The sequence below is a fragment of the Microbacterium lacus genome, assembly GCF_044794305.1.
GTDB lineage: Bacteria > Actinomycetota > Actinomycetes > Actinomycetales > Microbacteriaceae > Microbacterium > Microbacterium lacus_B.
Genome location: NZ_CP084996.1, coordinates 91783 through 113241, shown reverse-complemented (window position 1 = coordinate 113241; position 21459 = coordinate 91783). Strand labels below are relative to the sequence as shown.

Here is a 21459-nt window from a genome sequence, read left to right as displayed (position 1 = left end):
GGGCGCCTCAGCGCCGGAGCGCCTCGTCGATCATGGCGACCACGTTCTCGGTGCCGTGGCGTTCGCCGGCGGATGCCGCGGCATCCGTCATCGCGGACCGTCGGGCCTCGTCCGCCAAAAGCTCCACGATCTCGGACCGCACCCGGTCGCCGGTGAACTCGGCATCGGGGATGATGATCGCGGCCCCTGCCCGCACGGCCGCACCCGCGTTGAGCGCCTGCTCGCCGTTGCCGACCGCGTAGGGGACGTATACAGCGGGGATGCCGAGGGCGCTGATCTCGCTCACCGTAGCGGCACCCGCCCGGGCAACGATGAGGTCGGCAAGAGCGAACGCGAGGTCCATCCGGTCGATGTAGCGCGGCATCGCGTATCCCGGGGCCTCAGGGTCGACGAGCTCTGACCGCTCCCCTGTCGCGTGCAGAAGGTTCCATCCCGCGGCGACCACGTCGCGCCACGCCTCACCGTGCCCGTCGCCGAACGCGGCGTTGAGTTTTGCCGCGCCGAGCGACCCACCGAAGACGAGCAACGTGGGGCGCGAAGCATCCAACCCGAAATACTGCGCAGCTTCGTCGCGCAACGCGGCACGGTCGAGGTCGACGATCTCGCGACGCAGCGGCATGCCGACAACGCGACTCCCCTTCAGGGGCGTGCCTTCGAACGCAACGCCGGATGCTGCGGCCGAGCGTGCTCCGAGAATATTGGCGAGTCCGGGCCGGGCGTTTGCTTCGTGCACGACGACGGGCACCGTCGCGCGCCTCGCGGCAACGTAGGCGGGGGCAGAGGCATAGCCCCCGAAGCCCACTACAACATCAACCCCGCGCTCGTCGAGGTGCGCGCGCACCTGGCGGATCGCCCGACGGAACTTCGCCGGGAAGGCCACGGCCTCTCGGTTCGGCCGCCGCGGAAACGGCACCTTGTCGACGAACAGCAAGTGGTAGCCACGCTCGGGCACGAGTCGAGCCTCGAGGCCCTCCCGGGTTCCGAGGACCAGGATCTCCGCGTCGGGATCACGCAGACGCAAGGCATCGGCGACCGCCAACAACGGATTGACGTGGCCGGCGGTACCGCCGCCGGCGAGAAGATACGTAGTCATCAGCGAATTCGAGCCGCTCGTGCCGGTCGTTCCGGTGCGATCAGCCGTTTCGCGGGCAGCGACCGCGCGAACGACAGCAACACGCCCGAGGCAATCAGCACCGAGAGCAAAGAGGTTCCGCCCTGCGACATGAACGGCAGCGGAACTCCCAGCACCGGAAGCAAACGCAGGACGACGCCGATGTTGATAAGCGCCTGACCGACGATCCAGATCGTGATCGCGCCCGAGACGATGCGGACGAACGGGTCATTGGTCTTGCGGATGACGTGGAACGCACCGACGGCGAAGAGTGCGAACAGAGCGAGGACGACGATGCATCCGATCAATCCGAGTTCTTCGCCGACGATCGCGAAGATGTAGTCGTTCGCCGCGGCCGGAAGCCATTCGTACTTCTCACGCGAGTTGCCCAGCCCCAGGCCGAAGATGCCACCACCCGCGAGCGCCCACACGCCGTGCAACGGCTGGTAGCAGGTGGTGAGGTACTCCTCGAGGCAGTTGGGGTTCAAGAAGCTCATGATGCGAGCCATGCGGTTGGGGCTCGCGATGGCGAGACCGGCGACGACAGCTGCCGCGGCGATCGCCGGAAGAAGGAAGATGCGCAGCTTCACGCCGGAGAAGAACAGAGCGCCGAGCACGATGAGCACCAGGATCATCGCGGTTCCGAGGTCGCGTCCGGCGAGCACCGTGCCGATCACCAGCGCAGAGACCGGGATGACCGGGATGACCACGTGCTTCCACGAAGCCAGCAGAGTCTGTTTACGGAAGAGGACGTAGCCGAGCCAGAGTGCGAGGCCAAGCTTGAGGAACTCTGCGGGCTGGAACTGGAAGCCCGCGATGAGGATCCAGTTGCGGTTGCCGTGCGCTTCAACGCCGAGGCCGGGTACGAAGACGAGCAGCTGGAAGATCGTCGCGCCGATCAGGGCGAGCCACGCTGAGCGCTTCCAGAAGCTCACCGGAAGCCTGCTCGCGATGAACATCAGCGGCACACCGACCATCGCGAAGACGCCCTGTTTGAAGAACGCTTCGTAAGGTGCCTCACCCGCCGCCGTGGAAGTCGCGGAGGTTGCTGAAAGCACCATCACCAGCCCGAAGACGGTGAGCAACAGCGCCGTCGAGGCGATAAGCAGGAACTCGCTCGGTACCGGCGCGAACACCTTGCCCAGAGAGACCCGGGCGGCGAGACCTCGGCGTGCGGGGGCTTCAGCCGGTGAGGTCACCGGTCGGGTGCGGGTCGATGTCGTTGTCGCTGCCACCGGTCCCCCTCCCGAGTTGTTCCCTCACCGCGGCGGCGAAGCGCGTGCCGCGGTCTGCGTAAGACGCGAACTGATCGAAGGATGCGGCGGCGGGAGCGAGCAAAACCACGTCCCCGTCACGAGCCACCCCGACCGCCAGTTCGACGACTCGTGCCATGACTCCTTCAGTCTCGGCGGCATCCACCTCGAACACCGGCACCCCGGGCGCGTGTCGCGCGAACGCCGCGAGAACATGCTCCCGATCCAGGCCGATGACGATCGCCGCTTTCGCGGTCGAACCGCGTACGGCGACGAGGTCCGAGATGTCGACACCCTTGAGGAGGCCGCCGACGATCCACACCGCTCCGGGGAAAGCTGCGAGGGAGGATGCTGCGGCGTGCGGGTTCGTCGCTTTCGAATCATCCACCCACGTCACGCCGCCCACGACGGCGACGACCTCGATGCGATGCGGGTCGAGACGAAACTCGCGCAGTGCGTCGCGGATCGCGGCCTGGGTGACATCCAGTGAGCGCGCGAGGGCGGCGGCGGCGAGGATGTTCGCGACCATGTGCGGAGCGGCGAGCCCCTGTTCGCGCAACTCCTCCACGGTGGTGAGCTCCAACGCGCTGGTGTGGCGATCTTCGAGAAACGCCCGATCGACGAGGATCCCGTCGACGAGCCCGAGATCGCTGGGTCCGGGCACCCCAAGATCGAACCCGATCGCGCGGGCACCATCGGTGACTTCGGCGTCTTCGACCATCTCGCGGGTCGCGACCTCGGACTTGTTGTAGACGCAGGCGACGCGCGTGTGGTCATAGACGTGTGCTTTGGCCCTGCGGTATGCCTCGAAAGAGCCGTGCCATTCGAGGTGGTCGTCGGCGAGATTGAGGCACACGGCTGCGTGCGGTGAGACAGGCTCCTGCCCGCTCTGCAAACCCAGATACCAGAGTTGGTGGCTCGACAGCTCGACCACGAGCACGTCGAAACCACCCGGGTCGCGCACCGCGTCGAGCACGGGGGTGCCGATATTGCCAACCGGCGCCGCACGAAGGCCGCCCGCGACGAGCATCGACGCGGTGAGTCGCGTCGTGGTGGTCTTGCCGTTCGTGCCGGTGATGAGCACCCAGTCCGCGGGGGTGCCGTCAGGTCGCACGACCTTGTCGCGGATGCGCCAGGCGAGTTCGACATCACCCCAGAGGGCGATGCGGTTGCCGAGAGTCCATTCGATGAGCGGATGCTGCGGCGCAAACCCCGGCGAAGCCACGACGAGTTCCGGGGCGAAGTCGATGAGAACCTGCGGCACTGTGTTGAGCGGCCCGGTCCACAGCTTCGCCCCGATCACGGGAAGCAGCCCCGCGTACTCCTCAGCCGCCTGCTCGCTCAGGACGAGAACGTCTGCTCCGAGCTCGGCCAGTGTGTCTGCGACCGAGAAGCCTGTCACCGAGAGCCCGAGCACCGCGACGCGCAGACCTGTCCAGTCGGCGTGCCAGCTCGTGAGCGTGTCGAGCCGAGCGCTCACGTCGTCGTAACTCATGTTCGCGCGAGCCATTCGACGTAGAAGAATCCGACGCCCGAGACTGCAAGCAACCCGGCGATGATCCACATGCGGATCACGATCGAGATCTCAGACCAGCCACGCATCTCGAGGTGATGGTGGAACGGACTCATCAAGAACAGCCGTTTACCGCGGGTAGCTTTGAAGTACAAGCGCTGCAGGACGACCGACCCGGTGCCGATGATGAACGCACCGGCGATGAGTACACCGAGCAGTTCGGTGCGCGAAAGGATCGACATCGCCGCGACGATACCGCCGATCGCCATCGACCCCACATCGCCCATGAAGACCTGCGCCTTGGGGGCATTCCACCAGAGGAATCCGACCAGCGCTCCGGCGAACGCCGCCGAGACGATCGCAAGGTCGAACGGGTCGCGGGTGGGGTAACACGCCAGTGGCGTGTCGAGGAAGATCTGTGGCGACTGACAGCTCTGGTTGAACTGCCAGAACACGACCAGGCTGTATGCGCCGACGACAGCGATACCCACACCTGCCGCGAGTCCGTCGAGTCCATCGGTGACGTTGGTGCTGTTGGACCACGCGACCCCGATGAAGGTGATCCACAGCAGGTAGAGGATCCACCCGATGATCGGTCCGAGGATGAAGAATCCCAAGAACGGCACATCCCGGAAGATCGACACGTAGGCCGACGCGGGCGTCTCGCCCCACGCGTTCGGCAGTGTCAGCGCGACGACACCGAACGGCACGGCGACCAGCACTTGGCCGAGAATCTTTCGCCAGCCGCTCAGCCCCATACTCCGCTGACTGCGGACCTTGAGATAGTCGTCGATGAATCCGACCACGCCAAAGCCGACCATCATCCACAGCACGAGCAGGCCCGAGACGGTGGGCGGATTGTTTCCGGTATATCCCCCGATCAGGTAGCCGATGATCGTTCCGGCGATGAAGATCGTCCCGCCCATCGTGGGCGTGCCGCGCTTCGTGTGATGACTGGGGTTGCGGATGTCTTCCGGCGTGCGGATCACCTGGCCCCAGCCCCACTTGCGGAAGAGCCGCAGGAAGACCGGGGTGAGGAACAGCGTGAAGGACAGCGAGATCGCGGCTGCAGTCAGGAGTGATCTCACGAGAAGTAGTCTCCCAGACGATCGCCCAAGAACCGCAGACCTGCCGAGTTCGAAGATTTGACGAGCACGCGGTCGCCGTCGCGAAGTTCGCCCTGCAGGTAGTCGTACGCCTCGTCGGCGGTCGCGAAGAAGACAGCCTCTTCGTCCCACGATCCCTGTGCGACGGCGGCAAGGAACATCCGCCGAGCCTCTGCGCCCACGACGACGATCCGCGCAATCCGCAGCCGCACGGCAAGCTCGCCCACGCGGTCGTGCTCTTCGCCCGCGAACTCTCCGAGTTCACTCATCGCGCCGAGCACGGCGACCATCCGCTCGCCGGGACCGGTGATCTGCGCGAGTGTGCGCAGCGCTGCCGACATCGAATCAGGGCTGGCGTTGTACGCGTCGTTGATGATCCGCACGCGATCGGAGCCGAGCGGCTGCATGCGCCAGCGCTCGGCGATCTCGACCGTCTCGAGGCGGGCGATGCAATCGGTCAGAGATACGCCCAGCGCCATCGCCGCGGTGATGGCCGCCAGCGCGTTCATCACGTGGTGCTCGCCGAGCACCTGCAGGCGAAGCGGCAGCGACTCACCGCCGGCCGTCACGATGCAGGAAGTGCCGGATGCTTCGACCACGACGTCGTCCGCGCGCACCTGGGCGGCTGCATCCTGACCCGACCCACGGCCGAACCAGCGCACCTCAAGCCCGACTTCGGCCGCGATCGGGGCCATGGCGGTCACGCGCGAGTCGTCGACGTTCAGCACGGCGATGCCGCCGGGCCGCACTGCCCTGACGAGCTCGGACTTCGCGTGGAACGTCGATTCGATGCCGCCGAATCCTCCGGCGTGCGCCATCCCGACCATCAGGACAACCCCGATGTCGGGCTCGACGAGGCCAGCGAGTCGGGCGATCTCGCCGGGGGCGCTCGCCCCGAACTCGCTCACGAGGTAGGCCGTCGCATCCGTCACACGAAGCATCGTCAGTGGCGCCCCGACCTCGTTGTTGAACGACGCCTTGGGCGAGACCGTTTCGCCTTCGCCCTCGAGGATGCGGGCGAGGAGGTTCTTGGTGGTGGTCTTGCCATTCGATCCGGTGATCCCCACCACACGCAGCGTCCCGCGGGCACGCACCTGCGCGACGACGAACCGCGCGAGATCCGCGATGCCAGTCAGCACGTCGTCGACAATGATGTGGGTGATCTGATCGTCGATCGGATGCTGGACGATCGCCAACACGGCGCCGCGCTCGATGGCCGCCCCGATGAACGCGTGACCGTCGGTGGTCTCTCCGGGCTTGGCGACGAAGACCCCACCCTGCTCGATCAGTCTCGAATCAGTATCGACCGCACCCGACACGACCGTCGCAGCAGTGTCGGTGCCGCGAAGGCGCAGTTCGCCTCGGAGGGCGTCGGCGAGTTGGGTGAGCGTGAGGGCGATCATCAGTTCTCCGGCCGGTCTGGCGCCGCTCACCCGAACTTGGGGAGCAGCGTCGGCGCCGTCGTGGAGGGCATGACTCGATAGGTCTTGAGGACTTGGGTCATGGCCTTCTGAAACGCGGTCGCGTTGGCCGCTGACGATGTTACCTTGGTCGGCTCATCGAGGGTGACGGCCACCACGTACTCGGGAGCCTCTGCCGGCGCGAAGCCGATCATCGTCGTGTAGTACACCCCCGCCTTGTAGCGTCCGTTGCCGTCCGACTTCTCACCGGTACCCGTCTTGCCTGCGACACGGTAGCCGGGAACGGCCACTTCTTCGGCGAGCGAGCCCTGAGTGAAGACGTTCTCGAGGATTTCACGCATCTGCGCCGAGGTCTGCTCGCTGACCACACGCACGCCCACTGGGGTCTCGGGTGTGGTGACCGTGCCGTCGGGTGCGGTGCACGACTCGACGAGCGAGAGTGGCATCCGGACGCCGTTGTTCGCGATGGCCGAGTAGGCGCCTGCGAGCTCGGGAACGGTGGTGGTGATGCCCTGTCCGTACGAGGTGTTGTAGATCGTCTGGTTGTCCCACTCGCTCGCGGGCCGCAGGAGTCCGGACTGCTCACCGACGAAGTCGACCGCACTGCCTTCGCCGATGCCGAACTTCTGCATGTACTCGTAGCGGGTCTGGGCCGCCACGCGCTCGCTGAACTTCGAAATACCGGCGTTCGACGAGTCGATGAGCACCCCGGCGAGCGTGTACTCATAGGCCGGGTGTTGGAAGGCGTCGCTCACGCGTGCGCCGTTGGCGAAGGTCTCGCGGCTCGAGGCGATCACCGTCGAGGTCGGCGTCTGGCCACCGGCATCGAGGACCGTCGCTGCGGTGAGGGCCTTGAAGGTCGAGCCCGGCTCGAACCAGTCGGTGAAGATTCGGCTCTTGCGATCGGCATCCGCCGCCGCACTGACGTTGTTGGGGTCGACGCTCGGGTATTCCGCAGCCGCACGGATCTTGCCGGTCGCGACTTCGACGACCGTGATGGTGCCGCTGAGCGCGCCCATGTCTTGAACCTGCTCACCGATGAGCTGCTGGAGGTACCACTGCAGGTCGCGATTGATCGTGAGCTGCAGTGTGCCGCCATCGACGGCGGGGTCTTCGATTTCGGTTCCTGGGATGATCACCCCGTCCTTGCCCTTCTGAAATTCGAGGAGCCCGTTGGTCGACTGCAGGCACGAGTCCTGCGTCAACTCGAGACCCGCCAGCGCCACATCGTCGGTGCCCATGAATCCCACGAGGTTGCCGGCGACCGCACCGTCAGGGTAGGTGCGCCCGGGGTGAGCGACGCAGACCAGGTAGGGAACGTTCAGGTCGGCCAGTGCCCGGTACTGCTGGGTCGAGACTCCTTTGGCGAGCACCGCATAGCGCGAGGCGCTGTCTTCGGCGAGGGCATCCGCGACGATCTTCTGCACGTCGGCGACCGGGAGCGTCGTGATCGTCGCGATCTCGCCCGAGATCTCTGACCACGGCTCTTCTTCGGACTTGCCCGCGGCGATGCTCGTGTCGATCTGGGTGATCAGCAGAGGGTCCAGTTGGCAGTCATAGAGCAGGATGCTGCCCGCCAGGGTTTGCCCATTCTCATCGACGATCTGCCCGCGGGTGCCATAGAGCATGCGGGATGCGCCCAGCGCCTTGTCCATCGACTGCGCGATGTGTTCGTCGGCGTTGACTACCTGAATATCGACCAGGCGAACGACGAACCCGCTCAGCACGGCGAGAACCACCGCCAACGCCACGACCGTCCGACGACGGGGGCTTCGAGTGCTTTTGGTGGTCATAACCTCAGTGTGTGGTCGGGGTGGGAAGTCCGTCGGTGAGCGGTGCCGGTGTGTTCGAACCTCCGACCGTGAGATCGAGGGTCTCGACCGGCGCGCCTTCGATCGTGGCATCCGGAGCAGTCACCAGCGGAGTCGTCGCAATGAGCGAGTTGGCGACGGAACCGCGGCCGATTGCGTCGATCGATGAGGCGCCCATCGCTGCATCTCCGGTGCCGAGGATCGCGCCGTCGCTGAGCCGCAGATAGCTCGGCGATTCGTCGATCACCATGCCGAGTGCCGAAGCGTTCGCCGCGAGGTACTGCGGCGAACTGAGGCCCGCGACATCGTCGTAGAGGATCTGCTTCTGCCACGTGAGCTCGCGCTGCTCTTGTGTCAGGGCGGAGAGTTCGTAGGTGGTCTGGGTCGTCAGGATAGACAGTGACATCTGTGCCGCCCCGATGAGGAAGGCGCCGAGAACGGCGACGACTCCGTAGACGAGCTTCGGCTTGCGGCGGCGCGCTGGCGCGTCGACGACGCGCAAGCGCCGGCCGGGAGAGACGTCTCTGCGTGGGGCGGGGGCTGTGGTGTTCGCGATGACGCTCGCGGTTGCGGCGCTCACGCGGCGTCCCTTACTCGTTCAGCGGCGCGGAGTCGCACGGGCGTCGCGCGCGGGTTGCGCTCGCGCTCTTCGTCGTCGGCGAGTTCTGCACCCTTGACCAGCAGGCGGAACTTCGGCGCGTGCTCAGGAAGCTCAACCGGGAGACCCGCGGGTGAAGTGGAGGCCGAAGCTTCCGCAAACGCCCGCTTGACGATGCGGTCTTCGAGCGACTGGTACGCCATGACGACCACACGGCCGCCGACCGGAAGGATGCTCAGCGATGCGGGGATCGCACGATCGAGCACGGACAGTTCGCGATTCACCTCGATGCGGAGCGCCTGGAAAACCCGCTTGGCCGGGTGGCCGGTGCGCTGAGCGGCGTACGGCGTCGCGTCGATCAGGATCTGCACGAGCTGACCCGAGCGCTCGATCGGTGCCTCAGCGCGCGCGGCGATGATCGCACGCGCATAGCGCCCGGCGAGCTTCTCTTCGCCGTAGCGCTCGAAGATGCGGCGCAAGTCACCTTCGCCGTACGTGGCGACGATGTCAGCTGCCGTCGTCCCCGACGTCTGATCCATGCGCATGTCGAGCGGGGCGTCTTGCGAGTACGCGAAGCCGCGGTCTGCGAGGTCGAGCTGCAGCGAAGACACGCCCAGGTCGAACAGGATGCCGTCGGCGTGTGAGAAACCCGCGTCGATCACGGCGTCGGCGATGCCGTCGTACACGGTGTGGACGAGCGTGACGCGATCGCCGAAGCGAGCAAGGCGTTCCCCGGCCAGACGCAGAGCGTCCGTGTCGCGGTCGAGGCCCACCAGGTGGATGCCGGGAAAGCGCTCGAGGAATGCCTCGGAGTGACCGCCCATGCCGAGCGTGGCATCGACGAAGACGGCTCCGTCGCGCGACAGCGCCGGTGCGAGAAGGTCGACGCAGCGGTCGAGCAGGACGGGAGTATGCAAGTCACGCGCTTCCATGAGAGGCGAGGCCTGTCGTGCTCTGCTCCCCCGATCCTGATCCCCATCCGCTCTGACCTGGCACCGGGGAAGTGTGCCAGGGCGTGAGCGGCTGGGAGTCAGGACCTGGGGCCTCAGAACAGGCCCGGAATCACCTCCTGCTCCAACTCGGCGTAGCTGTCTTCGTTGCCTTCGGCGTACGCGTTCCAGGCGTCGGCATTCCAGATCTCGGCGTGAGCCCCGACGCCGGTGACGACGAGGTCCTTCTCGAGACCCGCGTACGCACGCAGGGGCGGCGGGATGGTGATGCGGTTCTGACTGTCGGGCTTCTCGGCGCTCGCTCCGGAAAGGAACATGCGCAGAAAGTCACGAGCTTGCTTGTTCGCGAGGGGGGTCTCGCGAATGCGCTCGTGGATGCGCTCGAACTCTTCGGTGCTGAACACGTAAAGGCAACGGTCTTGGCCGCGGGTGACCACGATGCCGGCACCCAGGTCGGCGCGGAACTTCGAAGGAAGGATGACGCGACCTTTGTCGTCGAGCTTCGGTGTGTGAGTCCCTAGCAACATCGGCCATCACCCCCTTCGTTCGGCCCCCCCGGGTATGTCCGCCACGTTACTCCACTTTCCTCCACTTCGTAACCCTTTCGGGCATCGATGGGGGCGCGGCGATCCACTCCGCACTGAAAAAGCACAAAAAAAGCACCGACCCGAAGGTCGGTGCTTTTGGTCTGTGTGTGCGGGGTTAGCGCTCGCCCTGCCTCTTGTCCCAGCGGTCATTCATGCGGTCGATGAATGATGCCCCGGCCGGAGGTGCCGACGGGCGTGACACCGGCTCGACCGGCACACGCAACGTTCCGCGGGTCGGGGTGACAGCGAGGATCACGCCGCCCAACATGACGATGAAGCCGATGACTCCGACGACGATGAGCGGGAGTGCGACTCCTACGAGGAGTCCGCCGAGGCCGACGAGAACTAAGACGGTCCCGTAGACGATGTTGCGGTAACTCAGCGTGCGCCCGTCGCTGGGCGCGCTGACGACGTCGGCGTCGTTGCGCATGAGATGGCGTTCCATCTCATCGAGCAGGCGCTGCTCCTGTTCGGACAGTGGCATGCATCCCCCTGGTGTGCTGGGTTCGGATTCGACGATTCTACGCGTCTCGTCGATCACTAGGCTAGGCCCGTGTCATCCTCCCCGGACCCAGTTCAAGCGGTTTCCCAGCGACTGGACATGTTCCTCTCGGATCAGCGCCGCGCAACCGCCGATTTCGGAGACGAAGCGGGCCTGCTGATCAACGCCGGCGCGGCAGCACTGTCCGGCGGTAAGCGCCTGCGCGGACGCTTTTGCATTGCTGGGTGGGAGGCCGTGACCGAAGCCGCAGCGCCCTCCACCTCCGTCGATTCTGAAGCACCTGGCGAGGTCCTTGCCGCCGCCGCCGCGCTCGAAACCTTCCACGCCGCCGCCCTCGTCCACGACGACGTGATCGACAACTCCGACACCCGACGCGGGCGCCCCGCAGCGCATCGCGCGCTCGAAGCATCCCACCGGAACGCCGGCTGGCAGGGGGATGCTGCGGCCTTCGGTCGCTCGGGAGCGATCCTGCTGGGCGACCTGCTCGTCGCCTGGAGCGATGACCTCCTCGAAGAGGGCCTCGCGCTCACCGACGCAGACCGAGCGGCCGCTGCCCGCGCCGAGTATGCCACGATGCGGCGCGAAGTCACGATCGGCCAGTTCCTCGACATCGCCGAAGAGTCCGCGTATCGCAGCGAACCCGACGAACGCCATGCCGAGCGCGCGTTGCGCGTTGCGTCACTCAAATCCGCGCGCTACTCGATCCAGCAACCTCTGGCGATCGGTGCAGCACTTGCGGGGGCAGATGCGGCGCAGGCGACCGCGCTCGCCGCGTTCGGACATCCTCTCGGAATGGCCTTTCAACTGCGCGATGACGTTCTCGGCGTTTTCGGCGATGAGATCGAGACGGGCAAGCCGTCGGGCGACGACTTGCGCGAGGGCAAGCGCACCGTATTGATTGCGTACGCGCGCGAAGCAATGCCTCTTCCCGCCCGCCGCATCGTGGATGAGCTGATCGGAGATCCGACCCTGGATGCCGGCCAGGTAGCCTCGCTCCAGCAGATCATCGTCGACACGGGCGCGCTGAGCCGTGTGGAGACACTCATCGCTGACTACGCACGCGAGGCCGAGCGGTCTTTGTCTGGTGCCCGCTTGGGCAATCACGCCGTCGGGCGTCTGCGCGACCTCGCTCAGGCATCGACGGTGCGCACGACCTGAGAACTGCTCTCGGGGCAGAGGTCAGGCGAGGGTGCGTGCGACGCGGCGCACTTCTGCTTTGTGGCCCGCGGTGAGCGCCTCGATCGGCGGCCGCCCGATCGAATCGTCGTGCGCGATGAGCCACTCGATCGCTTCATCATCGGTGAACCCGGCGTCGCGCAACACGATGACGGTGCCGCGGAGCGAGGCCAACGGTTCACCGTCGACGATGAACACGGCCGGAACGACGAAGACGCCGTCCCGCTTCGTGCCGACCAGATGTGCGTCGTCAAGAAGTCGGCGCACTCGCGCGATCGGTTGGTCCAGGACTTCGACGAGCTGGGGAAGGGAGAGCCATTCTGATGACGGCTGCGGCGCGGTTTCTGCGGTCACTCAGCAACTATCCCACCTCGAATGGGTGCATGGGCAATTCCCATCAGCCACATCTGTCACAAGAGTCGCACGTATAACACTGGTTGACACTGATTCACTTCCGTGACACGGTTTTCTTCTGTCCTTTGAGGGGGAAATCTCTTGCGACCCGAAACCCGAGCGCTCCGAACGCGCCGCACGAACACCCTTGCCGCAGGCGTACCCGCCGCTGTCGTCGGCTCCATCGCCCTGGCTTTGGGAGGTTCTCCGGCCGTCGCCGATGAACGCGTCGCTCCCCTCACACTTCGTGCGAGCGCTCCCGCTGTGTCACCACTTGTCGCGGTGAAGACGGCAGTGGTGAAGGCCTCCGCCGCCGCCACCACCTACACGGTCGCTCGCGGCGACACCGTCAGCACGATTGCGCAGCGTCACGGACTCCGCACCGCCGACGTTCTCGCGATCAACGGCCTGTCGTGGTCGTCGATCATCTATCCGGGCCAGGTTCTCAAGCTCAGCGCGGGCGTGCAGGCCGCGCCTGCGCCGGCGGTATCCGCACCGGCGACACCCGCCGCATCCGGAAGCTACACGGTCAACAGTGGCGACTCGATCAGCCGAATCGCCTCACGGCACGGTGTCAGCACCCAGGCGGTTCTGTCGGCGAACGGTCTCGGCTGGTCGTCGATCATCTTCCCCGGCCAGACCCTGAGAATCCCGGGCTCAGCGGCTCCCGCGGCGGCTGTTCCGGCGGCGGCGGCTCCGGCGCCTCCTGCCGCTCCGGCAGCTCCCACAGCAAGCGGCACCTACACGGTCAGGGCTGGCGACACGATCAGTGGCATCGCGTCACGGCATGGCATCACCATCCAGTCGGTGTTCACTGCCAACGGTCTCGGCTGGTCCTCCATCATCTTCCCCGGCCAGACCCTCAGGATCTCGGGCGCGGCAGCTCCGGCCGCGACCGCACCTTCAGCACCGGCGGCGCCGGCCGCCCCTGCGGGTCAGGCATCCGCCAACCTCGATGCCGAGCAGGCCGCCAACGCGAAGATCATCATCGGGGTCGGGCGTGACCTCGGCGTATCCGACAAGGGCATCGCGATTGCTCTGGGCACCGCCATGGTCGAGTCCTGGATCCGCAACCTCGACTGGGGCGACCGCGACTCCCTCGGCCTGTTCCAGCAGCGCCCCAGCACCGGCTGGGGAACCGAAGCCGAGGTGCGCGACCCCGTACGCGCGGCAAAAGCCTTCTTCGGCGGACCGTCGGACCCGAACGGCTACCGCACCCGTGGTCTTCTCGATATCCCCGGCTGGCAGAACATGTCGTTCGCGCAGGCTGCCCAAGCCGTTCAGGTTTCGGCCTACCCCGACCGCTATGCGACGTGGGAGCAGTCGGCGTACGGATGGCTCGCTGCGCACGGGTGACGACGCGTGAATGGGCCGGATGCTTCGGCAGGTGAGGCGTTGACGGGCGTGAGCCCGGATGCTCCGTAGACTTTGCCCGTGAGCACGAGCCAGCAGACGGACCCGCTGATCGGCCGTCTGGTGGACGGCCGATACCGGGTACGCGCGCGCATCGCTCGCGGAGGCATGGCGACGGTCTACGTCGCAACCGACCTGCGCCTCGAGCGCAGAGTCGCTCTGAAGGTGATGCACGGGCACCTGAGTGACGACTCGGTGTTCCAGAGCCGGTTCATCCAAGAGGCCCGAGCGGCCGCGCGCCTGGCCGATCCGCATGTGGTGAACGTGTTCGACCAGGGCCAGGACGGCGACATGGCGTACCTCGTCATGGAGTACCTGCCGGGCATCACCCTGCGCGACCTCATGCGCGAGCAGCGACGGCTCACCGTCCCGCAAGCGGTCACGATCATGGACGCGATCCTGTCCGGCCTTGCGGCCGCGCACCGCGCCGGGATCGTCCACCGCGACGTGAAGCCCGAGAACGTGTTGCTGGCCGAAGATGGCCGCGTCAAGATCGGCGACTTCGGCCTTGCCCGTGCGACCACGGCGAACACAGCATCCGGAGCCCAACTTCTGGGCACGATCGCCTACCTCGCTCCGGAGTTGGTCACCCGCGGCACGGCCGACGCACGCAGCGACATCTACTCACTCGGCATCATGCTCTACGAGATGCTCACCGGCGAGCAGCCGTACAAAGGCGAGCAGCCGATGCAGATCGCTTTCCAGCACGCGACCGATTCGGTGCCGAGACCGAGCGTGAAGAACCCGGGCGTTCCCGAGCAGCTCGACGAGCTTGTTCTGTGGTCGACCGAAAAGTCTCCGGATGACCGGCCTGTCGACGCACGCGAAATGCTCGATCGTTTACGTGAGATCGAGCGCGACCTCGGCATCTCGCCACAGATCACTCGCACCGCTCCGGTCGGCGTCATTCGCGATGAGGGCGTCCCGTCCGACGAGCTCACACAGGTACTCCCCCTCGCCTCCACCGGGCCAACCGCCGAAGTCGGCGATACCGATAACGCCACGCGCCTGCGCCACGCGACCCAGAAGCGCACGACGAAGGGAGCATGGCTCGTCGTGCTCGTGCTGCTGCTCGCGGCCCTCGCCGGCGGTGCCGGCTGGTGGTTCGGTTCGGGTCCCGGGTCGCTCATTGCCGTGGCAGATGTCTCGGGCGGCACATTCACCGAAGCCCAAGACCGCCTCGCTCTCGATTCCCTTGTGGCGGTTGAGCAGGGCGAGTACACCCGAGAAGTCGCGGCGGGGCTGGTCATCCGCACCGAGCCCGGAGCGGGCGCGCGGGTGGACCGCGAGACGAACATTGATGTCTTCGTCTCGCTCGGGCCGCCGATCGTGACGGTTCCGTCGTTGAGTGGCCTGACCGAAGAGCAAGCCCGCGCGTTCTTCAGTGAGAACTTCATCGACGTCGGCGACAGCGAACGCGAGTTCTCGCCCGACGTTGCGCAAGACATCGTGCTCGCAGCATCCGTCACCCCCGCCTCCGGCGGTGAGGCGTTCGGATGCCTCGACGGCTGCCAAGCTCTGCAGGGCGATTCGGTGACCATGCTGGTTTCGGCCGGCGCTGTGCCGAACGTTGCCGGGCAGAGCGTGGGTGCGGCCACCGACGCACTCAACGCCGTCGACCTGCAGGTGTCAGAGTCACAGAACCGCATCAACAGCGAGGACGTTCCTGAAGGATCCGTGATCGGCCTTGTGGAGCGCGACGGTGGCGGGAATTGGCGCCCGGGCGAGACCGTGACGCTCGTTGTGTCGGACGGGCCTCCCCTTTACCCGATCCCCGGTGTCGTCGGACTGACGCGCGACGAGGCCCGTGCCGTCCTGGAAGAGGCGGGGTTCGGCGCCGACTGGGCGCTCTTCTGGAACGCCGTGCCCAACGGCCTGACCGAGGTGACTTCGCAAGACATCGCCGAAGGCGCGATGCGCGTCCGCGGGACGAGCGTCTACCTTCAGCTCACCGTCACCGGCTGATCGCCGGAGTCAGAACCGCTCAGCGCTTCTCGAGCTCCTCAGCCACGAGGAACGCGAGCTCGAGGCTCTGCATGTGGTTCAGTCGCGGGTCGCACAGCGACTCGTATCTTGTCGCGAGGGCTGCTTCATCGATCTCTTCCGAACCGCCGAGGCATTCGGTCACGTCATCGCCGGTGAGCTCGATGTGGATGCCACCCGGGAACGTCCCCACGGCGCGGTGCGCCTCGAAGAAGCCGCGGACCTCGTCCACGACGTCGTCGAACCGGCGCGTCTTGTAGCCGGTCGGGGTCGTCATGCCGTTGCCGTGCATCGGGTCGGTGACCCACAGCGGGAGCGCGCCCGAATCACGCACGGCCTCCAGGAGCGGTGGCAACGCGTCGCGGATCTTGCCGGCTCCCATACGCGTGATGAACGTCAGGCGGCCAGGCTCGCGCTCGGGGTCGAGCTTGTCGATCAGCTGCAGCGCCATCTCGGGCGTGGTCGAAGGACCGAGCTTCACGCCGATGGGGTTGCGGATCTTCGAGAAGTAGTCGATGTGCGCGCCGTCGAGGTCGCGAGTGCGCTCACCGATCCAGACGAAGTGCGCCGATGTGTTGTACGGCGTTCCCGTACGCGAGTCGATGCGCGTCATTGGGCGCTCGTAGTCCATGAGCAGGCCCTCGTGGCCGGTGTAGAACTCCACTCGCTTGAGTTCGTCGAAGTCGGCGCCAGCCGCCTCCATGAACTTGATCGCGCGGTCGATCTCGGTCGCGAGGCGCTCGTACGCCTGGTTGGCCGGGTTGGACGCGAAGCCCTTGTTCCACGAGTGCACTTCGCGCAGGTCGGCGAAGCCACCCTGCGTGAACGCGCGAATGAGATTGATGGTGGATGCTGCGGTGTGGTACCCCTTCAGCAACCGCTGGGGGTCGGCAGTGCGCGAGCCTTCGGTGAAGTCGTACCCGTTGACGATGTCGCCGCGGTAGGCGGGAAGAGTGACCTCGCCGCGCGTCTCAGTGTCGGCAGAGCGCGGCTTGGCGAACTGCCCCGCCATGCGCCCCATCTTGATGATGGGCATCGACGCACCGTAGGTGAGCACAACGGCCATCTGCAAGACTGTCTTGATACGGTTGCGGATCTGCTCGGCAGTCGCTCCCGCGAACGTCTCGGCGCAATCGCCACCCTGCAGAAGGAACGCCTGGCCGGAGGCCGCCCGAGCAAGGCGGTCGCGCAGATTGTCGACCTCACCGGCAAAGACGAGCGGGGGCAAGGTGGCGATCTCGGCAGAGACTGCCGCGACGGCGTCGGCGTCGGGCCACAGCGGCTGCTGCTTGATGGGCAGGGTCCGCCAGTGGTCGAGCGCGTCGTGGTGCTGAGGCATCCGATAAGTCTATCGGCGAGCGGGCAGGCGATCCTTCACCGTGGAGGCGTATACGTCGTCATATTGCTGCTCACCCAGCCGCTGCAATGCGACCATGATTTCGTCGGTCACCGACCGCAGGATGTAGCGATCGCCCTCCATGCCGGCGAAGCGTGAGAAGTCCAGCGGCTCACCGATGACGACGCCAACCCGGACGACCCGCGGAATGGTGCGTCCGATCGGCAACATCGTTTCGGTGTCGACCATCACCACGGGAACGACGGGCACTCGGGCTTCCAGCGCCATCCTCGCAAGGCCGGTCCGCCCACGATAGAGCTGGCCGTCGGGGCTACGTGTGCCTTCGGGATAGATGCCGAGCAGGTCGCCGCGTCCGAGAACTTGCAGGCCGGTGTTGAGGGATGCCTCGGACGCCTTGCCGCCCGATCGGTCGATGGGTATCTGCCCTGTCGCCTTCATGAACATGCGCGTGGACCAGCCCTTGAGGCCCTTCCCCGTGAAGTAGTCACTCTTCGCCAGGAACGACATGGGCCGATCGATCAAGAGCGGGAGAAAGACCGAGTCCATCACCGACAGGTGGTTGCTCGCCAGGATCGCGGCGCCCTCGGCGGGGACGTTGCGACGGCCGATGATCCATGGGCGCCAGATCGCCTTGACGATCGGACCAATCACCACGTACTTCATCAGCCAGTAGAACATCGGCGCTACTCCCCTGTGCTCACCACGGCGCTCACCGCGGCGAGGTCGGCCGCGCCGATGAGCCCGGCGTCGTTGCTGAGCTCGGCGATCGCGAACTTCGCGACAGGCCGATCTCCATAGCCGGGGAGCGAGGTCTGATAGGCGATCCGCACGGGTTCGAGCAAGTCGTTGCCGAGCTGTGCCACTCCCCCGCCGATGACGAACATTTCGGGGTCAAGGACTGCCTGAAAGCCGCCGCATGCCTCGCCGAGGGCCGTCGCGACCCGCCGTAGAGCCTCGATCGCGCCCGGGTCCCCGGCGAGGACCAGTCGAGAGACCGCGGGGCCGCTGATTGTGCCCTTCTGCGTGCGCACAGCAGCAAGCGCGTCACCGATACCGTCGTCGTTGCCATCGGCTCTGCCGTCGGCGATGGCATTGGCCTCGCGCTGCAATGCGCGACCGGACGCATACTGCTCGAGGCATCCGTTCTGTCCGCAACCGCAGGGCAGTCCGTCGCGGGTGAAGCGCGTGTGTCCGAGTTCGCCGGCGATGCCGTGTCCGCCACGGTAGAGCTCGCCTTCGAGAACGACGGCACCGCCGACTCCGGTGCCCATCGTCAGCATGACCATGTGGTTGACGTCCCGCCCGGCACCGAAGCGGAACTCCGCCCACCCCGCCGCGTTCGCATCGTTCTCGATGGTGACGGGAAGCGGGATGCCGGCCTCCAAAATGGCCTTGAGGGGCTCGTTGTGCCACGCGATGTTGGGGGCGTGGATGACGGTGGCTCGGTCGCGGTCGATGAATCCGGCGGCGGCGACGCCCACTGCAGCGACGTCGTGGCTGGCGATGAAGTGGTTCGCCATGTCGATGACCGCCTGAGCGAGGTCAGCGGTATCGATGGGAGTTTCAACCCGGAGCTTCTCGACGATGTGTCCGTCTGCATCCACGACACCACCGGCGATCTTCGTTCCGCCGATGTCGATTCCGACCTTGAGCACCACAGTCCTCACTGCCCCTCTCCGCGCGACGCGAGAGCGACGGCGTCTTGCAGTCTATCCACGCGGTTCGCTATCCACGCGGTTCGTCTTTGCACCCTCTCCACAGCGCCACGCCGCTACTGCTCTGCGGCGCGGAGGCTCAGTTAGACTTCACGGGACGTCTCCCCGACACCCAGTCCGCACCGAAGGAGTTGCCGTGGTTCAGTTCGAAGTCCCCGCAATCGTGCCTGCCGATCCGCAAGCAAACATCACCGACCTGCTCGTTGATCGCGTGAAGGCGACGCCCGATCTGGCGCTGTTCGCCGTTCCGGACGGCGCAGAATGGCGTGATATCACGGCGGCCGAGTTCCACCGCCAGGTGATCGCCCTCGCGAAGGGCTTCGTCGCCGGCGGCATCGAGCCCGGTGACAAGGTCGGGTTCATCGCCCGCACCACCTACGACTGGACGCTCGTCGACTTCGCGCTGTTCTTCGCCGGCGCAGTGATGGTCCCGATCTACGAGACCAGCTCCCCCGCCCAGATCGCGTGGAACATCGCCGACTCCGGCGCCATCGCGTGCATCACCGAGTCTCTCGACCACTCCGCACGCCTCGACGAGGTGCGCGCCGAGCTTCCGCTGCTGCGTTCGGTGTGGTCGATGCACGCCGGAGAGCTCGACAAGCTCCGCGAGCAGGGCGCAAGCGTCACCGACGAGGAGATCGAGCGCCGCCGCAACATCGCCAATGGCGCCGACATCGCGACGCTCATCTACACGTCGGGTTCGACCGGTCGCCCCAAGGGCTGCGTGCTGACGCACAGCAACTTCGTCGAGCTCGTTCGCAACTCGTCGGTTGCGCTGCACGAAGTACTTTCCGTACCGAATTCCTCGACCCTGTTGTTCATCACGACCGCGCACATCTTCGCCCGTTTCATCTCGATCCTCGACATCCACGCGGGTGTCAAGACCGGTCACCAGCCCGACACCAAGCAGCTTCTTCCGGCGCTCGGCTCGTTCAAGCCGACCTTCCTGCTCGCGGTTCCCCGCGTGTTCGAAAAGGTCTACAACTCGGCCGAGCAGAAGGCTGAGGCCGGCGGGAAGGGAAAGATCTTCCGCGCCGCAGCGCACACCGCTATCGAGCACTCGAAGCTTCTCGAAGAGGGGAAGAAGGTTCCGTTCCTCACCAAGATCAAGTTCTCGGTGTTCGACCGACTCGTCTACAGCAAGCTGCGCGCAGCCATGGGTGGCCGTGTCGTGTACGCCGTATCGGGCTCCGCTCCGCTCGGCCCACGTCTCGGCCACTTCTTCCACAGCCTCGGCGTCGTGATCCTCGAGGGCTACGGCCTCACCGAGACCACGGCGCCCGCGACGGTCAACCTCGCGACCAAGTCGAAGATCGGCACGGTCGGTCCGGTGCTCCCGGGTGTCGGCGTCCGCCTCGCGGACGACGGCGAGATCGAGGTTCGCGGTATCAACGTCTTCAAGGAATACTGGCGCAACCCCGAGGCCACCGCCGCGACGTTCGATGGTGACTGGTTCAAGACCGGCGACATCGGCACGTTCGATCAAGAGGGCTTCCTCAAGATCACGGGCCGCAAGAAGGAGATCATCGTTACGGCGGGCGGCAAGAACGTCGCTCCCGCCGCGCTCGAAGACCCGATCCGCGCCAACCCGATCGTCGGCCAGGTCGTCGTCGTCGGCGACCAGAAGCCGTTCATCTCCGCCCTGATCACCCTCGACTCCGAGATGCTGCCGACCTGGCTCGCCAACAACGAGCTCGCCGGCGACATGTCGCTCGACGATGCGGCGAAGAACCCGACCGTGCGTGCCGAGATCCAGCGAGCGATCGATATCGCGAACAAGAACGTCTCCCGCGCCGAGTCGATCCGCAAGTTCACGATCCTCCCGACTGAGTGGACCGAGGCCAGCGGACATCTCACGCCGAAGATGAGCATCAAGCGCAACGTCATCATGGATGACTTCGCCACCGACATCACCGAGATCTACAGCCAGCCGGTCAACACCACAAACACATCCATCAGCTGATCCACGGATGCCACAGCCCCGCGCCTCTTCAGAGGTGCGGGGCTGTGTCGTGGTTGCTCGAAGGTGGGATCTCGATACGCTCGTCGGCGCTCGCTACTCGATCTTGACCCGGGTCAAAACCAGTCTGACTCGCGCACTTCGCGCATAGCGATCTTCCGATTCGCTGGCGACAAGCGAGACAGATACAGCGTTCCGTCCAGGTGGTCGGTCTCGTGCTGCAGAGCCTGGGCGAGTAGTCCGTCGCCCTCGAGCACGATCTCGTTGCCGTCGAGGTCGGTACCCGTGACTTTCGCCCACGGATAGCGGATGGCATCGTGCCAGAGACCTGGAACCGACAAGCATCCCTCGCCGATCTCTTCCGGCTCGCCGCTTACTTCAACGAGCACAGGGTTGAGGATGTAGCCGATGTCACCGTCGATGTTGTAGCTGAATGCGCGCAGACCGACGCCGATTTGCGGGGCGGCGACGCCGGCACGGCCGGGGAGGGCGACGGTGTCAAGAAGATCCTGCACGAGTGCGTGCACGCCTTCGTCCACCGGTCCGACCGGGGCGCTCACCGCGCGAAGGACGGGGTCGCCGAAGATGCGAATGGGCCGAACAGCCATTG

The 21459-nt window shown here is 66.0% G+C and carries 19 protein-coding genes; 4 read left to right on the top strand and 15 right to left on the bottom strand.

Translation table 11 applies throughout. From position 1 onward, the window contains the following. Positions 1-7: 7 nt before the first annotated feature. The 10 genes from LG299_RS00575 to LG299_RS00530 form a co-directional block, all read right to left on the bottom strand. Positions 8-1093, bottom strand: a complete 1086-nt coding sequence (locus tag LG299_RS00575) for a UDP-N-acetylglucosamine--N-acetylmuramyl-(pentapeptide) pyrophosphoryl-undecaprenol N-acetylglucosamine transferase (RefSeq protein ID WP_404432499.1) — start codon at positions 1091-1093, stop codon at positions 8-10. Next, complete coding sequence (gene ftsW, locus LG299_RS00570) at positions 1093-2346, bottom strand: putative lipid II flippase FtsW (RefSeq protein ID WP_404432497.1); 1254 nt, start codon at positions 2344-2346, stop codon at positions 1093-1095. The genes LG299_RS00575 and ftsW overlap by 1 nt, the downstream gene beginning before the upstream one ends. Further along, on the bottom strand, positions 2294-3859 hold the full coding sequence (gene murD / locus LG299_RS00565) for a UDP-N-acetylmuramoyl-L-alanine--D-glutamate ligase (protein WP_404432495.1): 1566 nt from the start codon (positions 3857-3859) through the stop codon (positions 2294-2296). The genes ftsW and murD overlap by 53 nt, the downstream gene beginning before the upstream one ends. After that, a complete protein-coding gene (gene mraY, locus LG299_RS00560; protein ID WP_404432493.1) occupies positions 3856-4965 on the bottom strand; it encodes a phospho-N-acetylmuramoyl-pentapeptide-transferase in 1110 nt (369 codons plus the stop codon). The genes murD and mraY overlap by 4 nt, the downstream gene beginning before the upstream one ends. After that, positions 4962-6386, bottom strand: coding sequence for a UDP-N-acetylmuramoyl-tripeptide--D-alanyl-D-alanine ligase (gene murF, locus LG299_RS00555; protein WP_404432491.1), 1425 nt, complete (start codon positions 6384-6386; stop codon positions 4962-4964). The genes mraY and murF overlap by 4 nt, the downstream gene beginning before the upstream one ends. Before the next feature lie 26 nt (positions 6387-6412). Continuing rightward, the gene (locus LG299_RS00550) at positions 6413-8197 is read right to left on the bottom strand and encodes a peptidoglycan D,D-transpeptidase FtsI family protein (protein WP_404432489.1); all 1785 of its coding nucleotides are present in this window, start codon (positions 8195-8197) and stop codon (positions 6413-6415) included. A gap of 4 nt (positions 8198-8201) precedes the next feature. Next, entirely contained in the window at positions 8202-8795 is a 594-nt protein-coding gene (locus LG299_RS00545) for a hypothetical protein (protein WP_404432487.1), read from the bottom strand. Further along, positions 8792-9745: a 16S rRNA (cytosine(1402)-N(4))-methyltransferase RsmH gene (gene rsmH, locus LG299_RS00540; protein ID WP_404432485.1), complete on the bottom strand. Its 954-nt coding sequence runs from the start codon at positions 9743-9745 to the stop codon at positions 8792-8794. The genes LG299_RS00545 and rsmH overlap by 4 nt, the downstream gene beginning before the upstream one ends. Positions 9746-9858: 113 nt before the next feature. Beyond that, positions 9859-10290 (bottom strand): division/cell wall cluster transcriptional repressor MraZ, encoded by a 432-nt coding sequence (gene mraZ / locus LG299_RS00535; protein ID WP_404432483.1) that lies wholly within the window; start codon positions 10288-10290, stop codon positions 9859-9861. Positions 10291-10465: 175 nt separating this feature from the next. Then, positions 10466-10834, bottom strand: a complete 369-nt coding sequence (locus LG299_RS00530; RefSeq protein ID WP_404432481.1) for a DUF3040 domain-containing protein — start codon at positions 10832-10834, stop codon at positions 10466-10468. A gap of 117 nt (positions 10835-10951) precedes the next feature. Between LG299_RS00530 and LG299_RS00525 the strand changes: the two genes are divergently transcribed. Next, positions 10952-12010, top strand: a complete 1059-nt coding sequence (locus LG299_RS00525) for a polyprenyl synthetase family protein (RefSeq protein WP_404432479.1) — start codon at positions 10952-10954, stop codon at positions 12008-12010. A gap of 21 nt (positions 12011-12031) precedes the next feature. Here the strand turns inward: LG299_RS00525 and LG299_RS00520 are convergent, their stop codons facing one another. After that, the gene (locus LG299_RS00520) at positions 12032-12382 is read right to left on the bottom strand and encodes an Rv2175c family DNA-binding protein (protein WP_404432477.1); all 351 of its coding nucleotides are present in this window, start codon (positions 12380-12382) and stop codon (positions 12032-12034) included. A gap of 141 nt (positions 12383-12523) precedes the next feature. Between LG299_RS00520 and LG299_RS00515 the strand changes: the two genes are divergently transcribed. Next, positions 12524-13777 (top strand): LysM peptidoglycan-binding domain-containing protein, encoded by a 1254-nt coding sequence (locus LG299_RS00515; RefSeq protein ID WP_404432475.1) that lies wholly within the window; start codon positions 12524-12526, stop codon positions 13775-13777. A 78-nt stretch (positions 13778-13855) separates the two neighbouring features. Further along, positions 13856-15799: a Stk1 family PASTA domain-containing Ser/Thr kinase gene (gene pknB, locus LG299_RS00510; RefSeq protein ID WP_404432473.1), complete on the top strand. Its 1944-nt coding sequence runs from the start codon at positions 13856-13858 to the stop codon at positions 15797-15799. A gap of 19 nt (positions 15800-15818) precedes the next feature. On the opposite strand, the gene LG299_RS00505 is transcribed toward pknB, so the two are convergent. From LG299_RS00505 to LG299_RS00495, 3 genes are read right to left on the bottom strand one after another with little or no spacing between them, the layout of a single operon-like run. Continuing rightward, positions 15819-17156 carry a class II 3-deoxy-7-phosphoheptulonate synthase gene (locus LG299_RS00505; RefSeq protein ID WP_404432471.1) on the bottom strand — a complete coding sequence of 446 codons (1338 nt, stop codon included), beginning with the start codon at positions 17154-17156 and terminating at the stop codon, positions 15819-15821. A gap of 9 nt (positions 17157-17165) precedes the next feature. Continuing rightward, positions 17166-17852: a lysophospholipid acyltransferase family protein gene (locus tag LG299_RS00500; protein WP_404432469.1), complete on the bottom strand. Its 687-nt coding sequence runs from the start codon at positions 17850-17852 to the stop codon at positions 17166-17168. A gap of 5 nt (positions 17853-17857) precedes the next feature. Beyond that, positions 17858-18829 (bottom strand): ROK family protein, encoded by a 972-nt coding sequence (locus LG299_RS00495; RefSeq protein ID WP_404434752.1) that lies wholly within the window; start codon positions 18827-18829, stop codon positions 17858-17860. Positions 18830-19025: 196 nt separating this feature from the next. Here LG299_RS00495 and LG299_RS00490 point away from each other — a divergent pair, with 196 nt between their 5' ends. Further along, the gene (locus LG299_RS00490) at positions 19026-20852 is read left to right on the top strand and encodes an AMP-dependent synthetase/ligase (protein WP_404432467.1); all 1827 of its coding nucleotides are present in this window, start codon (positions 19026-19028) and stop codon (positions 20850-20852) included. A 113-nt stretch (positions 20853-20965) separates the two neighbouring features. Here the strand turns inward: LG299_RS00490 and def are convergent, their stop codons facing one another. Beyond that, a complete protein-coding gene (def, locus tag LG299_RS00485; RefSeq protein WP_404432465.1) occupies positions 20966-21457 on the bottom strand; it encodes a peptide deformylase in 492 nt (163 codons plus the stop codon). Positions 21458-21459: the final 2 nt, after the last annotated feature.